This is a genomic window from Kosakonia sp. CFBP8986 (genome assembly GCF_034044935.1).
GTDB lineage: Bacteria > Pseudomonadota > Gammaproteobacteria > Enterobacterales > Enterobacteriaceae > Kosakonia > Kosakonia cowanii.
In genome coordinates this window covers 43,484-57,211 of the sequence record NZ_JAXCXB010000003.1, presented here as the reverse complement: position 1 = coordinate 57,211, position 13,728 = coordinate 43,484, and the positions used below count along the sequence as shown (strand labels likewise).

Below are 13,728 nucleotides of genomic sequence, written 5' to 3'. Positions count from 1 at the left end.
CCTGCGGCGCGAAGAGTAACGAAACGTTATTCGTCGTCGTATTGTGGCCCGGCATAGTTATCGAAGCGTGACCACTGCCCATTGAATGTCAGACGTACCGTGCCGATAGGGCCGTTACGCTGCTTACCAATAATGATTTCAGCGATGCCTTTTAAGTCGCTGTTTTCGTGATAAACCTCATCACGGTAGATAAACATGATTAAGTCGGCATCCTGTTCGATAGAGCCCGATTCACGCAGGTCGGAGTTGACCGGGCGCTTATCGGCGCGCTGCTCCAGCGAGCGGTTAAGCTGCGACAGCGCCACCACCGGCACCTGCAACTCTTTCGCCAGCGCTTTCAGCGAGCGGGAGATCTCGGCAATTTCCAGCGTACGATTGTCCGACAGCGACGGCACACGCATCAGCTGGAGGTAGTCGATCATAATCAGGCCAATGCCGCCATGCTCGCGGGCGATACGCCGCGCACGAGAGCGCACTTCCGTCGGCGTCAGGCCGGAGGAGTCATCGATATAGATATTACGTTTTTCCAGCAGAATGCCCATCGTGCCGGAGATGCGCGCCCAATCCTCATCGTCGAGCTGACCGGTACGGATACGGGTCTGATCGACGCGCGACAGCGACGCGAGTGAACGCATCATAATCTGTTCGGAGGGCATCTCGAGACTGAAGATAAGCACCGGTTTATCCTGCAACATCGCCGCATTTTCGACAAGGTTCATCGCAAATGTCGTTTTACCCATTGAGGGACGCGCCGCGACAATAATCAGATCCGACGGCTGCAAACCGGCGGTCTTTTTGTTCAGATCGTCATAGCCGGTGTTCACGCCGGTCACGCCGTCATGAGGCTGCTGGAACAGCAGCTCAATACGCGCCACCGTCGCCTCGAGCACATCGGCGATGTTCTTCGGCCCTTCATCTTTATTGGCGCGGCTTTCGGCGATTTTAAACACGCGGGACTCGGCCAGATCGAGCAGATCTTCACTGCTGCGGCCCTGCGGATCGAAACCGGCGTTGGCGATCTCATTCGCTACCGCGATCATCTCGCGCACTACCGCACGTTCACGCACGATATCGGCATAAGCGCTGATGTTCGCCGCACTTGGCGTATTTTTTGACAGTTCAGCGAGATAAGCGAAGCCGCCGACAATATCGAGCTGGCCTTGCTGCTCCAGCGATTCGGCAAGGGTAATCAGGTCGATGGGTTTGCCCATCTCCTGCAGGCGGTGCATTTCCGTAAAGATATGGCGATGCTGGCGAGTATAAAAATCCTCGGAGACCACGCGTTCGGCGACGTCATCCCAGCGCTCATTATCCAGCATTAAACCGCCCAACACCGACTGCTCCGCTTCGATCGAATGCGGAGGCACTTTCATCCCCTCAAGCTTGTGGTCGCGGGGCTCAGTCTGTTTGTTGAAGGGTTTATTTCCTGCCATAGTGAATGGAGTTATCCGGGTAATGAATGGGTTGAGAGATTATCACAGATCAGGAGGAAGCATGGCGACAAGAATCGAGTTTCAACAGCACGGCGGCCCTGAAGTCTTAAAGGCTGTGGAGTTTACGCCCGTCGATCCGGCAGAAAATGAGGTGCAGGTCGAAAACAAAGCCATTGGCATTAACTATATCGACACCTACATCCGCAGCGGTCTCTATCCGCCGCCGGGCTTGCCAAGTGGGCTGGGAACCGAAGCCGCCGGCGTGGTCAGTAAAGTGGGTTCTGGCGTCACGGATGTGAAAGTTGGCGACCGCGTGGTGTACGCGCAATCGGGGCTGGGGGCATACAGCTCCATGCACAATGTGCCTGCCGATAAAGTCGCCGTCCTGCCCAACGCCATCTCCTTTGAACAAGCCGCCGCCTCCTTCCTGAAAGGGCTGACCGTCTTCTATCTGCTGCGCAAAACCTATGAAGTGAAGCCCAATGAGATGTTCCTGTTTCACGCTGCGGCGGGCGGCGTTGGCCTGATCGCCTGCCAGTGGGCAAAAGCGCTCGGCGCGAAACTGATTGGTACCGTTGGCTCGGCGCAAAAAGCGCAGCGCGCTCAGCAGGCTGGCGCCTGGCAGGTGATCAACTACAGCGAAGAGAGCGTGGTTGAGCGAGTGAAAGAGCTGACCGGCGGTAAAAAAGTGAGCGTGGTGTACGATTCCGTTGGCAAAGACACCTGGGAAACCTCCCTCGACTGTCTGCGCCGCCGCGGTCTTATGGTCAGCTTCGGCAACTCCTCCGGGCCGGTGACCGGCGTCAATCTGGGCATCCTCAACCAGAAGGGATCGCTCTACGCCACCCGCCCTTCGCTGAACGGTTACATCACCACGCGCGAAGAGTTGCAGGAAGCGAGCAATGAGCTCTTCTCGCTGATCGCCAGTGGCGTAATCAAAGTGGAGGTGGCTGAGGGCCAGAAGTTTGCGCTCGCCGATGCGCAGCGCGCCCATGAAGCGCTGGAGAGCCGGGCCACTCAGGGATCGAGCCTGCTGATTCCGTAAGTGATTGTGCAGAAAGAATTAGGGCTTCCCGCAGGAAGCCCTTTCTTTTTTAGTTCGGCTGTATTGTAGGGTACAGCGCGATGAATTCGTTACGCCGGAATAGTGACAGATTTACGCGCTAAATCCTATTTGCTTCAACAGGCTGCACGGGGAAATGTTTCAAGGTTGTGACGAAGCGCTCACTCCTTTGCTAACCGATCCCACGATTGCGCAATAAATCTGCACGCCTTAGCGTTTCGACGCCACCAGATTGAGGGCGTGTTCCACCACATTGATATCTGCCCCCGCTTTGTGCGCATTTTCACTCAGGTAACGACGCCACTGACGCGCCCCCGGCACGCCCTGGAACAGGCCCAGCATATGGCGTGTGATATGGCCGAGATAAGCTCCCTGGCTCAGTTCGCGCTCAATATAGGGGTACATCGCGCGCACCACCGTCACCGGGTCGGCATCCGGTGTATCGACACCGAAAATCTCTCTGTCCACCGACGCGAGGATACCGGGGTTCTGGTAGGCTTCGCGCCCGACCATCACGCCATCCATATGTTCAAGATGCGCTTTCGCCTCTTCCAGCGATTTGATGCCGCCGTTGATCGACATCATCAGGTGCGGGAAATCGCGTTTTAGCTGATAGACGCGCGGGTAATCGAGCGGCGGAATTTCACGGTTCTCTTTCGGGCTAAGGCCAGAAAGCCAGGCTTTGCGGGCGTGGATCGTGAAGCTTTCGCACTCGCCTTTACCGGCTACGGTGCCAATAAAGTCGCAGAGGAATTCATAGCTGTCCTGCTCATCAATGCCGATACGGGTTTTGACCGTGACCGGAATAGAGACGACATCGCGCATCGCTTTAATGCAGTCCGCTACCAGCTGCGCTTCACCCATCAGGCAAGCGCCGAAACGGCCATTCTGCACGCGGTCAGAGGGGCAGCCGACGTTAAGGTTGATTTCATCATAGCCGCGCGCTTCAGCAAGCTTCGCACAGTGAGCCAGCTGCGCCGGATCGCTGCCGCCAAGCTGCAACGCCACCGGATGCTCCTCGTCGCTGTACGCCAGGTAATCGCCTTTGCCATGAATAATCGCCCCGGTAGTCACCATCTCGGTATAGAGCAGCGTGTGGCGCGACAGCAGACGCAGGAAGTAGCGGCAGTGCCTGTCCGTCCAGTCGAGCATCGGGGCAACCGAGAATCGGCCGGGCCAGTGAGAAGCCGAATCGGCGGACGTTACGCAGGTTTGAGGGGTGTTTGTCATATCAGGATTACCGTGCATTTTTTGGGCAATTAAAATCAATCTCTCGTTATCGCTCCCACCTCAGGCGCGGGCAAAAAACCGACTCCAGAAATCGCGGGCGGCCATTCTAGCACAGAGAAATGCGTTAAATTTGATGGCGTGCGGCCCGCATCCGCAAACAGGCCCGCGCCGTCACGCTGGTCAAAACTTAACCATGACCTATCATTTTTGTTAGTCAGCGTAGTTCTATTCCAATAAATCGCACTATTCACTTCACCTCTGCGGGTGACAGGAGCTGAAACATGACCACACCTTATGTTCGCCTTGATAAAGATAATGCTGCGGTACTGCTTGTTGATCATCAGGCAGGCTTACTCTCTCTGGTGCGGGATATCGATCCCGACAAATTCAAAAACAACGTGCTGGCATTAGGCGATCTCGCAAAATATTTTAAGCTTCCCACCATTTTGACCACCAGTTTCGAAACCGGGCCAAATGGCCCACTCGTTCCTGAACTAAAGGCGCAATTTCCCGATGCGCCTTACATTGCGCGCCCGGGCAATATCAATGCCTGGGATAACGAAGATTTTGTGAATGCCGTTAAAGCCACAGGCAAAAAGCAGCTGATTATTGCCGGTGTGGTGACGGAAGTGTGCGTCGCTTTTCCTGCTTTATCGGCGCTGGAAGAGGGATTTGAAGTGTTTGTGGTGACCGATGCGTCAGGAACATTCGACGAGATTACGCGTCATTCGGCATGGAATCGCATGTCGCAGGCTGGCGCGCAGTTGATGACCTGGTTTGGTGTCGCCTGTGAATTACATCGCGACTGGCGCAATGATGTTGAAGGGCTGGGGACGCTCTTCGCTAACCATATTCCCGATTACCGCAACCTGATGACCAGCTTTGCCATTCATAACAAGCAGTAACCGCAGTAGAAAACCGGAGGCGTAGCGCCTCCGGTTAATCCTTAGAATGTCAGGCTAAGCTGCGCGCCGGCACCCCAGGTTTCGTCTTCGCCCACCAGCCCCATCAGATCGAGATGAACGCGGTTGAACGGCGAGAAGCCAACACCGGCGGTGAAGACATCTTTGTCATCGCCCTTCACATCAGCGCGGTAACCAGCACGCACTGCCAGCCAGTTAAGCGGACGGACTTCTGCCCCGACGCCAACATACTGCGAGTTCTTCTCGCTCTTAAAGCCTTTGGTCTCAGTCAGATCGCCGTCAGCGCTCAGCGTTACCAGCTCGTTATGCCATGCAGCACCGGCGGTGACGATCGGGCTAATCTGGTAGGTATCTTTGTAGTTGCGCACTTCGCCCGTTCTGCCGTTACGAATAATGGCATCCTGGGTGTCGATATTACGCGAGATGAGGTTCTGGCCGGTTAAGCCAAGCGTCACGTTTTCATTGAGGTCGGCGGCGAGACCAACGTCAACGTTGAAGCCGGTGTCATCGCGGCGGTAGCGGCTGCTGTTCCAGTCACTGCTGTCGTAGTCATAAATCGACGCCGTGTAGTTGTAGACCCACACCTTTTGCAGCTTCGGCGTTACGCCAACGGAGAGCGGAATGCCGCCCGCGTCAAACTGATGTGCCAGCGCCACGCCAAAGTCGGTAACAATCGCGCCACGTCCGGAAGCGGTGGAGTTCAGGTTACGGGTGATCTCATCGCTGCCGTTTGGCGAGAGCGCCGCGCCCAGTGCTTCACGCACCGCAACGGCATCGCTGTTCTGAATGCTGCGCAGGTAATCAATATCCTGCTGATCGATATTGGAGCTAACGCGCGCGTGAGCGTAGGCTTTGGTGACGAAAGCCGCAGAGAGCACATCGTTAGGGATGCTGACCGCAATACCGGCTGCCGCTTTAGCCTGCGCAGTTTTGCCACGCAGTTTAACCAGCTCGTCACCCAAATCTTTGGCCGCGTTCTGGAACTGATCGACGGTGCCGAAAGGGTTGGTAATAATGTCTATTGCCGTCAGATTATCGACGACATCTTTATATTGATCGACTTTGTCATTGATGTAGTCAATTTCGTCGCGCAGATTATCCTTATCTGAAATTTGTGCCTGTACGCTTGGCAGGATCACGGTGACATCATCTTCCGGCTGACCTTTCGCCAGCAACGCCGGGTTGATTAATGCTCCACTGCCATAATTTGCCGATGCGACGCCCGTTCCACCCATTGCATCGTTACGCGCCTCTGCCCATGTATTGGCTGCTCCCGCCTGATTTGCCATAAAAAAGGAGACACCAATAGCGACCACCGAAAGTTTCGCATTTATTTTCACAGTATGTTCTCGTAGCCAGATGAGTATTTAAGCCTGTTAGTTTGCGCACAAACAGGAATTTATATTGCTGTGAATAACAGTAGAAAAAGGCACTACCTCTTCCGAACGCTCCAGGGCGGCCGGATCATATTTATAGTGATGGCACTCACTATTTATAGAAGAGGAAAATCATTTCGGGAAGGAAAGTTCCGAAAGTGTCTTTAAATTTGGCGGTCTCGGCGTTTCCGGCAGGACATGGTAAAGTGTGAAGCTTCATCTTTTCACCAACCCGAGAGCGCCAATGGATAAGACCACTTCGCAAGAGATGTTAGTGCAGGCTGAAAAGCTGTGCGCGCAGCGCAACGTGCGCCTGACTCCACAGCGTCTGGAAGTTTTACGTTTGCTGAGCCTGCAGAAGAGCGCCATCAGCGCCTACGATCTGCTCGACCTGCTGCGGGAGAGCGAACCGCAGGCGAAGCCGCCCACGGTTTATCGCGCGCTCGATTTTCTGCTGGAGCAGGGTTTTGTGCATAAGGTGGAGTCCACCAACAGCTATGTGCTGTGCCATCTCTTTGATCAGCCGACGCACACCTCTGCGATGTTTATCTGCGACCGCTGTGGCGCGGTTAAAGAGGAGCAGGCGGAAGGGGTGGAAGATATTATGCATGCACTGGCGGCGAAGATGGGCTTTGCCCTGCGCCACAATGTCATTGAAGCCCACGGCTTATGCGCGGCCTGCGTCGAGGTCGAGGCCTGCCGTCATCACGACCATTGCCAGCACGATCACAGCCTGCAGGTGAAGAAAAAACCACGTTAAAATTTCTGTTTCTGTTTCTGTTTCTGTTTCTGTTTCTGTTTCTGTTTCTGTTTCTATTTCTATTTCAGATAGTAATCCCAAAAGATTTCGCGTTTTAGCAAGGCGGCAAGCGCGCGAATCATGGGGAGCATACGAAAGTATGTGACTCATGTGAGCGAGTGCAGCCAACGCAGATAAAACGTGAAAGATGAAGGGATTCGGCAAGCGCGCGAATCATGGGCAGAATACGAAAGTATGTGACTCATGTGAGCGAGTGCGGCCAACGCAGATAAAACGTGAAAGATGAAGGGATTCGGCAAGCGCGCGAATCATGGGCAGAATACGAAAGTATGTGACCCATGTGAGCAAGCGCAGTCAACGCAGATAAAACGTGAAATATGAAGGGATTGGAGATTAGGGAGGTACATCCTTGTACCTACGGGCAGGGTAGCCTGTGAGGGTTAATACACTTGAGGGGGAAGTGTTGGCTACCAGCGGTATTCGTTACGTGATTCCCAATCTGTAACTTCCTTCTCCGCTTCGTCTTTCGCGTAACCGTAACGCTCCTGGATTTTACCTACCAGCTGGTCACGTTTACCTTCGATGACGGTCATATCGTCATCAGTCAATTTGCCCCATTTCTCTTTAACAGTGCCTTTAAACTGTTTCCAGTTACCGCCGACTTCGTCTTTGTTCATAACTGACTCCTTATCGTTCGGTTAAAATGACGTTCTTGCGTGCTGAACGTATTAATTATTGTAGATAAGGATTCGGCGTTCGGTTTTTTATTCGGAATCTTTAACCATACACGCCAGACGAAGCCGCAGATCCTCATGCATTATCTGCATTGGCAAACCAGCTGCCGTTGCGCCAGTGATGACGCCAGATCAGCGCCAGCGTGATACCACGCAGCGCCAGGAAAACCGCCAGAGAGAGCCATAAACCGTGGTTGCCAAACCACGGCACCGTCAGCAGGGTCAGGCCAAAACCGGCAGCGGCAACCGCCATACTGTTACGCATTTCAGCCGCGCGCGTCGCACCCACAAACATGCCGTCGAGCAAATAGCACCACACCCCCACCAGCGGCAATACCACCTGCCAGATAAGATAGTGTCCGGCAACCGCCTGCAGTTCAGGAATGGAGGTCAGCAGCGCAATAAGCGTGCTTCCTGCCAGCGCGTAGACAAGGGCAAAGGCGAGCGCCACAAACCCTGCCTGCCTGCAGGCCGCGCGCCAGACGTGCAGCAGTTGGCTACCATCGCGCGCGCCGTAAGCCTGACCGGAGTGGGCTTCGACGGCATAGGCAAAGCCGTCAAGCGCATAGGCGGTAAAGGTGAGGAACATCATCAGCACCGCGTTGGCGGCGACCGTTTCGCTGCCGAGACGAGCACCCAGCACGGTGATGGAGCCAAAGCAGAGTTGCAGCAGCAGCGAGCGCAGCATGATATCGCGATTGAGCGCCAGCAAGCGGCGAACGCCGCCGCGCCATGCGGATTTCAGCATCGAAAGAGAGATGGCCTGCCGGCGTAAAACCTGCCGCACCATCAGCAAGCCGATAAAGAAGGTGACATATTCCGCGATAACCGTCGCGAGCGCAGCGCCCTGCACATTCATATGCAGGCCCATCACCAGCCAGAGGTCGAGAACGATATTGAAGAGATTGCCGACCACCAGCAGTATCACCGGTGCGCGGGCATACTGCACGCCGAGCAGCCAGCCAAGCAGCACCATATTGCCCAGCGAGGCGGGTGCGCTCAGCCATCGAATGGCAAGGAAGCGCCGCGCCTGCTCCAGCACTGCCTCGCTGCCGCCGGTAATATGCAGCGCCAGGTCGATAAGCGGCGTACGCAGCAGCGCAATGACGATACCTGCGCCGAGCGCCAGCAGCAGAGGCTGGACGAGCGCACGTGAGAGTGCAGAGGGATTTTTTGCACCAAATGCCTGGGCGGTCAGCCCGGTGGTGCTCATACGCAGAAACAGCAGCAGCATAAAGAGGAAGCTGGTTGCCGTTGCGCCAATCGCCACGCCGCCAAGGTAGACGGGGCTATCCAGATGACCAATCACCGCCGTATCAACTAAACCCAGCAGCGGAACGGTGATATTCGATAAAATCATCGGCAGCGCAAGCCGCCACAAAGCTTTGTCGGATGCGGTTAACAGCGGCATAGCGTAAGCGTCGTTAAAGAGAGGAAGCGTGGCGCTGCGGCGCTAAACGGGCGCCACAGCAGAGAAAAGAGGCGTTACAGCCATTCACCGTTACGGATCACGCCAACTGCCAGCCCTTCAATGGTGAAGTTCTGTTTACGCAGATCAACAACAATCGGGGAGAAGTCGCTGTTTTCCGCCAGCAGTTCAACGGTGTTGCCATGTTTTTTCAGGCGCTTCACCGTCACTTCATCTTCGATACGGGCGACGATCACCTGGCCGTTACGCGCATCCTGGGTTTTATGCACCGCCAGCAGATCGCCGTCCATAATACCGATATCTTTCATCGACATCCCGCTAACGCGCAGCAGGAAGTCCGCATGCGGTTTAAAGAGATTCGGATCGACCTGATAGTGGCTTTCGATATGCTGTTGCGCCAGCAGCGGCTCACCCGCAGCGACGCGACCAATCAGCGGCAGACCAATATCGTTCTCTTCTTCCAGCAGCAGGCGGAGACCGCGCGATGCACCAGATACGATTTCGATCACCCCTTTGCGCGCCAGCGCTTTAAGGTGTTCTTCGGCTGCATTTGGGGAACGGAACCCCAATTGCTGTGCGATTTCCGCACGCGTCGGTGGCATACCGGTTTGGGTGATGCGATCGCGAATCAGATCGAACACCTCTTGCTGCCTGGCCGTTAATGCTTTCATCCCGCCCCCTGGGTGTATATACAGTTATGCTGTGAGTATATACAGTCAACGGCGATTTTGAAACCACATTTAAGCAAAAATCCAGAGTGTTATAGAATTATGGAAACGCTATCGAAAATGTGACCAAAGAAGCGAGACCCAGGTAAAGACCGCCAGTAAGATTGTCATCAGCACCGCCGCCGATCCCATATCTTTTGCCCGGCCGGAAAGCTCATGGAATTCAGACCCGATACGGTCTACAACCGCTTCGATAGCGCTGTTGAGGATTTCGACAATCATCACCAGCGTGACCGAGCCAATAAGCAGGACGCGCGTGATGACATCAATATCCAAAAATGCAGCGATAATAATAGCCAGAACAACGGCTACGCCCTCCTGGCGAAATGCAGCTTCATTAATCCAGGCTGCGCGTACGCCTTTCCACGAATATCCTGCGGCTTTAATGATCCGGGTAAAACCGGTGGTATTATTGGCCATGAAAAGAACCTTTTTAACTATTAAGCGTCAATGAGTAGTGGTACACGCAGCGGTACCACAGAAATTATGCGTGCTTTCTGATATTCTTGCGGCGCAATGGCACTATTAATAACCAGAGGCTTTACACCCTTTATGTCCGGCTGGCCACGAATTTACTACAAATTACTGAACTTACCATTAAGCGTGCTGGTAAAAAGTAAATCGATCCCCGCAGAACCTGCACAGGAACTGGGGCTCGACACATCACGTCCTATTATGTACGTGCTGCCTTACAACTCAAAGGCTGACTTAATGACCTTGCGCGAGCAGTGCCTGGTGCATGAATTACCCGATCCCCTCGAACCGCTGGAGATCGATGGCGCGCTGCTGCCACGCTACGTGTTTATTCACGGCGGCCCGCGCGTATTCACCTATTACACGCCGAAAGAAGAGTCGATCAAACTGTTCCACGACTATCTGGATTTACACCGCAGCCATCCCGATCTGGATGTGCAGATGGTGCCGGTATCGGTGATGTTTGGCCGCTCGCCGGGGCGTGAAAAGGGTGAAATCAACCCGCCGTTGCGCATGCTCAACGGTGTGCAGAAATTCTTCGCTGTTTCGTGGCTTGGCCGCGACAGCTTTGTGCGCTTCTCCCCGCCGGTTTCGCTGCGCCGCATGGCGACCGAACATGGTACGGATAAGATCATCGCGCAGAAACTGGCGCGCGTGGCGCGTATGCACTTCGCCCGTCAGCGTCTGGCCGCCGTTGGCCCACGCCTGCCGGCGCGTCAGGATCTCTTCAATAAGCTGCTGTCGTCGAAAGCGATTGCCCGCGCGGTGGAAGATGAAGCGCGCAGCAAAAAGATCTCCCACGATAAGGCGCAGCAGAACGCGATCGCGCTGATGGAAGAGATTGCCGCTAACTTCTCTTACGAGATGATTCGCCTGACCGACCGTATCCTCGGCTTTACGTGGAACCGGCTCTATCAGGGGATCAACGTGCACAACGCCGAGCGCGTACGCCAACTGGCGCACGAGGGCCATGAAATTGTCTATGTGCCCTGCCACCGCAGCCATATGGACTACCTACTGCTCTCCTACGTGCTTTACCACCAGGGCCTGGTGCCGCCGCACATTGCGGCCGGGATCAACCTCAACTTCTGGCCCGCCGGTCCGATTTTCCGCCGCCTTGGCGCCTTCTTTATTCGCCGTACCTTTAAAGGCAACAAGCTCTACTCGACGGTGTTCCGTGAATATCTGGGCGAGCTGTTCAGCCGCGGTTATTCGGTGGAGTATTTCGTTGAGGGCGGTCGCTCGCGCACCGGGCGTCTGCTCGATCCGAAAACCGGTACCCTGTCGATGACTATCCAGGCGATGCTGCGCGGCGGCACGCGCCCAATCACGCTGGTACCGATCTATATCGGTTACGAGCATGTAATGGAGGTCGGCACCTACGCCAAAGAGCTGCGCGGCGCGACGAAAGAGAAAGAGAGCCTGCTGCAGATGGTGCGCGGCCTCAGCAAGCTGCGTAACCTCGGTCAGGGCTATGTGAACTTCGGCGAGCCAATCCCGCTGATGAACTATCTGAACCACCATGTACCGGAGTGGCGCGAATCGATCGATCCGATTGAAGCGATCCGTCCGGCATGGCTGACGCCGACGGTTAATAGCATCGCCGCCGATCTGATGGTTCGCATCAACAATGCCGGGGCGGCAAACGCCATGAACCTCTGCTGTACGGCGCTGCTGGCTTCGCGCCAACGCTCATTGACGCGCGAGCAGCTCACCGAGCAGCTCGACTGCTACCTCGAGCTGATGCGCAATGTGCCCTACTCCCCGGACTCCACCGCACCGTCCGCCAGCGCCGCTGAGCTTATCGCTCACGCGCTGCAGATGAACAAGTTTGAGGTCGAGAAGGACACCATCGGCGATATCATCATCCTGCCGCGCGAGCAGGCGGTGCTGATGACCTATTACCGCAACAATATTGCGCACATGCTGATGTTGCCGTCGCTGATCGCGGCGATTGTCACCCAGCATCGCGCCATCTCACGCGGTGAAATTCTGCGTCATGTGGAACTGCTCTACCCGATGCTGAAGGCCGAGCTGTTCCTGCGCTGGGAAAACGCAGAGCTGGCGGAGGTGCTGGATAAGCTGATTCAGGAACTGGTGCGCCAGGGGCTGATTACCCTGAAAGAGGATCTGCTGAGTATCAATCCGGCACACTCACGCACTCTGCAGTTGCTGGCCGCAGGCGCGCGCGAGACGCTGCAGCGTTATGCCATCACTTTCTGGCTGCTGAGCGCCAACCCGGCGATGAACCGCAGTACGCTGGAGAAAGAGAGCCGTACGCTGGCGCAGCGTCTGTCGGTGCTGCACGGCATCAACGCACCGGAGTTCTTCGATAAAGCAGTCTTCAGCACGCTGGTGCTGACGCTGCGCGACGAGGGTTATATCAGTGATACCGGCGACGCCGATCCGGCGCGCACGCTTGGCGTTTACCAGATGCTGGCGGAGCTGATGACATCGGATGTGCGTTTAACGATCGAGAGCGCGACGCAAGCGGAGTAACGGAAGTGCCGGATGGCGCGTAAACGCTTATCCGGCCTGGGTGATAATACTGAACGGTATGCTCATTGCCGGATGGCGCGCAAACGCTTATCCGGCCTGGGCGGTTTCAGGGGCACCGAACCCGTAGGCCGGATAAGGCGCAGCCGCCATCCGGCAACTCAGCGCCCGAGCCCGTCAATTCAGCGCACGACCCCGACAAACCCGCGCTATACGTGCAGGTAACTCACCGCCAGCCCCAGAAACAGCACCAGGCCAACGTAGTTATTGTTCAGAAAGGCTTTAAAACAGGCATCGCGCTCGCGGCCTGCAATCAACACCTGCTGATAGACAAACAGCGCCCCGGCAACCAGCACGGTGGCGTAATAGATCCACCCCAGCCCGTTCAGCCAGCCGACTGCCGCCATCATCGCCATCACCAGCACCTGCAAAATGCCGATAATCAGTTTGTCGTGACGCCCAAAGAGGATCGCCGTCGACTTGATACCAATCTTCACATCATCGTCGCGATCGACCATCGCATATTCGGTGTCATAGGCCACCGCCCACAGGATGTTGGCGAAGAACATAATCCAGCAGCTCAGCGGTACGGACTCGCTCACAGCGGCAAACGCCATCGGTATCGACCAGCCAAACGCCGCCCCCAGTACCACCTGCGGCAGATGTGTATAGCGCTTCATAAACGGGTAGATCCAGGCCAGCCCCAGCGCCGCGACCGAGAGCAGGATCGTCATCAGATTGAGGGTAAGCACCAGCGCAAAAGCCAGCAGCACAAGAATGATAAACAGCCCGCGTGCCTCATTTTCCGTCACCGCGCCGCTCGGCAAAGGACGATTCGCAGTACGCTTGACGTGCCCATCAAATTTACGATCGGCGTAATCATTCACCACACAGCCGGCCGCGCGCATCAGCCAGACGCCGGCGACAAACACTAACAAAATCCACAGCGGCGGTACGCCAGGTGTTGCCACCCACAGCGCCCACAGCGTCGGCCACAGCAGTAACAGCGCACCAATTGGTTTGTCCGTACGCATCAGCCGATGAAAGGCCAACAGTTTAGTTGGCGTGAGACTCCACTCCAT

Annotated in this window: 12 protein-coding genes; 4 read left to right on the top strand and 8 right to left on the bottom strand. The window is 55.7% G+C overall.

The genetic code is table 11. The features are described 5' to 3' along the window. Positions 1-26: 26 nt before the first annotated feature. Positions 27-1,433 (bottom strand): replicative DNA helicase, encoded by a 1,407-nt coding sequence (gene dnaB / locus SOM48_RS07055; RefSeq protein WP_023478500.1) that lies wholly within the window; start codon positions 1,431-1,433, stop codon positions 27-29. Positions 1,434-1,494: 61 nt separating this feature from the next. Here dnaB and SOM48_RS07050 point away from each other — a divergent pair, with 61 nt between their 5' ends. Then, positions 1,495-2,478, top strand: a complete 984-nt coding sequence (locus tag SOM48_RS07050) for a quinone oxidoreductase (RefSeq protein WP_076769048.1) — start codon at positions 1,495-1,497, stop codon at positions 2,476-2,478. A 228-nt stretch (positions 2,479-2,706) separates the two neighbouring features. Here SOM48_RS07050 and dusA read toward each other — a convergent pair whose 3' ends face one another. Next, complete coding sequence (gene dusA, locus SOM48_RS07045; protein WP_376749886.1) at positions 2,707-3,744, bottom strand: tRNA dihydrouridine(20/20a) synthase DusA; 1,038 nt, start codon at positions 3,742-3,744, stop codon at positions 2,707-2,709. Positions 3,745-4,007: 263 nt separating this feature from the next. Here dusA and ycaC point away from each other — a divergent pair, with 263 nt between their 5' ends. Then, positions 4,008-4,631, top strand: a complete 624-nt coding sequence (gene ycaC / locus SOM48_RS07040; protein WP_054804256.1) for an isochorismate family cysteine hydrolase YcaC — start codon at positions 4,008-4,010, stop codon at positions 4,629-4,631. Positions 4,632-4,672: 41 nt separating this feature from the next. On the opposite strand, the gene SOM48_RS07035 is transcribed toward ycaC, so the two are convergent. Further along, entirely contained in the window at positions 4,673-5,938 is a 1,266-nt protein-coding gene (locus SOM48_RS07035; protein ID WP_083699447.1) for a conjugal transfer protein TraF, read from the bottom strand. A gap of 331 nt (positions 5,939-6,269) precedes the next feature. On the opposite strand from SOM48_RS07035, the gene zur reads away from it, so the two are divergent. Next, positions 6,270-6,785, top strand: coding sequence for a zinc uptake transcriptional repressor Zur (zur, locus tag SOM48_RS07030; RefSeq protein WP_023478461.1), 516 nt, complete (start codon positions 6,270-6,272; stop codon positions 6,783-6,785). 467 nt (positions 6,786-7,252) lie between these two features. Here the strand turns inward: zur and SOM48_RS07025 are convergent, their stop codons facing one another. The 4 genes from SOM48_RS07025 to SOM48_RS07010 all read right to left on the bottom strand — a co-directional run bounded on the left by SOM48_RS07025 (position 7,253) and on the right by SOM48_RS07010 (position 10,096). Then, on the bottom strand, positions 7,253-7,462 hold the full coding sequence (locus SOM48_RS07025; protein WP_042712644.1) for a CsbD family protein: 210 nt from the start codon (positions 7,460-7,462) through the stop codon (positions 7,253-7,255). Between the two features lie 133 nt (positions 7,463-7,595). Then, a complete protein-coding gene (gene dinF, locus SOM48_RS07020) occupies positions 7,596-8,930 on the bottom strand; it encodes an MATE family efflux transporter DinF (RefSeq protein ID WP_076769050.1) in 1,335 nt (444 codons plus the stop codon). A gap of 74 nt (positions 8,931-9,004) precedes the next feature. Beyond that, positions 9,005-9,619 carry a transcriptional repressor LexA gene (gene lexA / locus SOM48_RS07015; protein WP_023478391.1) on the bottom strand — a complete coding sequence of 205 codons (615 nt, stop codon included), beginning with the start codon at positions 9,617-9,619 and terminating at the stop codon, positions 9,005-9,007. Between the two features lie 108 nt (positions 9,620-9,727). Continuing rightward, the gene (locus tag SOM48_RS07010; RefSeq protein ID WP_054804254.1) at positions 9,728-10,096 is read right to left on the bottom strand and encodes a diacylglycerol kinase; all 369 of its coding nucleotides are present in this window, start codon (positions 10,094-10,096) and stop codon (positions 9,728-9,730) included. Positions 10,097-10,228: 132 nt separating this feature from the next. Between SOM48_RS07010 and plsB the strand changes: the two genes are divergently transcribed. Next, positions 10,229-12,649, top strand: coding sequence for a glycerol-3-phosphate 1-O-acyltransferase PlsB (gene plsB, locus SOM48_RS07005; RefSeq protein WP_320511689.1), 2,421 nt, complete (start codon positions 10,229-10,231; stop codon positions 12,647-12,649). A gap of 206 nt (positions 12,650-12,855) precedes the next feature. On the opposite strand, the gene ubiA is transcribed toward plsB, so the two are convergent. Continuing rightward, on the bottom strand, positions 12,856-13,728 hold the full coding sequence (ubiA, locus tag SOM48_RS07000; RefSeq protein WP_023478407.1) for a 4-hydroxybenzoate octaprenyltransferase: 873 nt from the start codon (positions 13,726-13,728) through the stop codon (positions 12,856-12,858).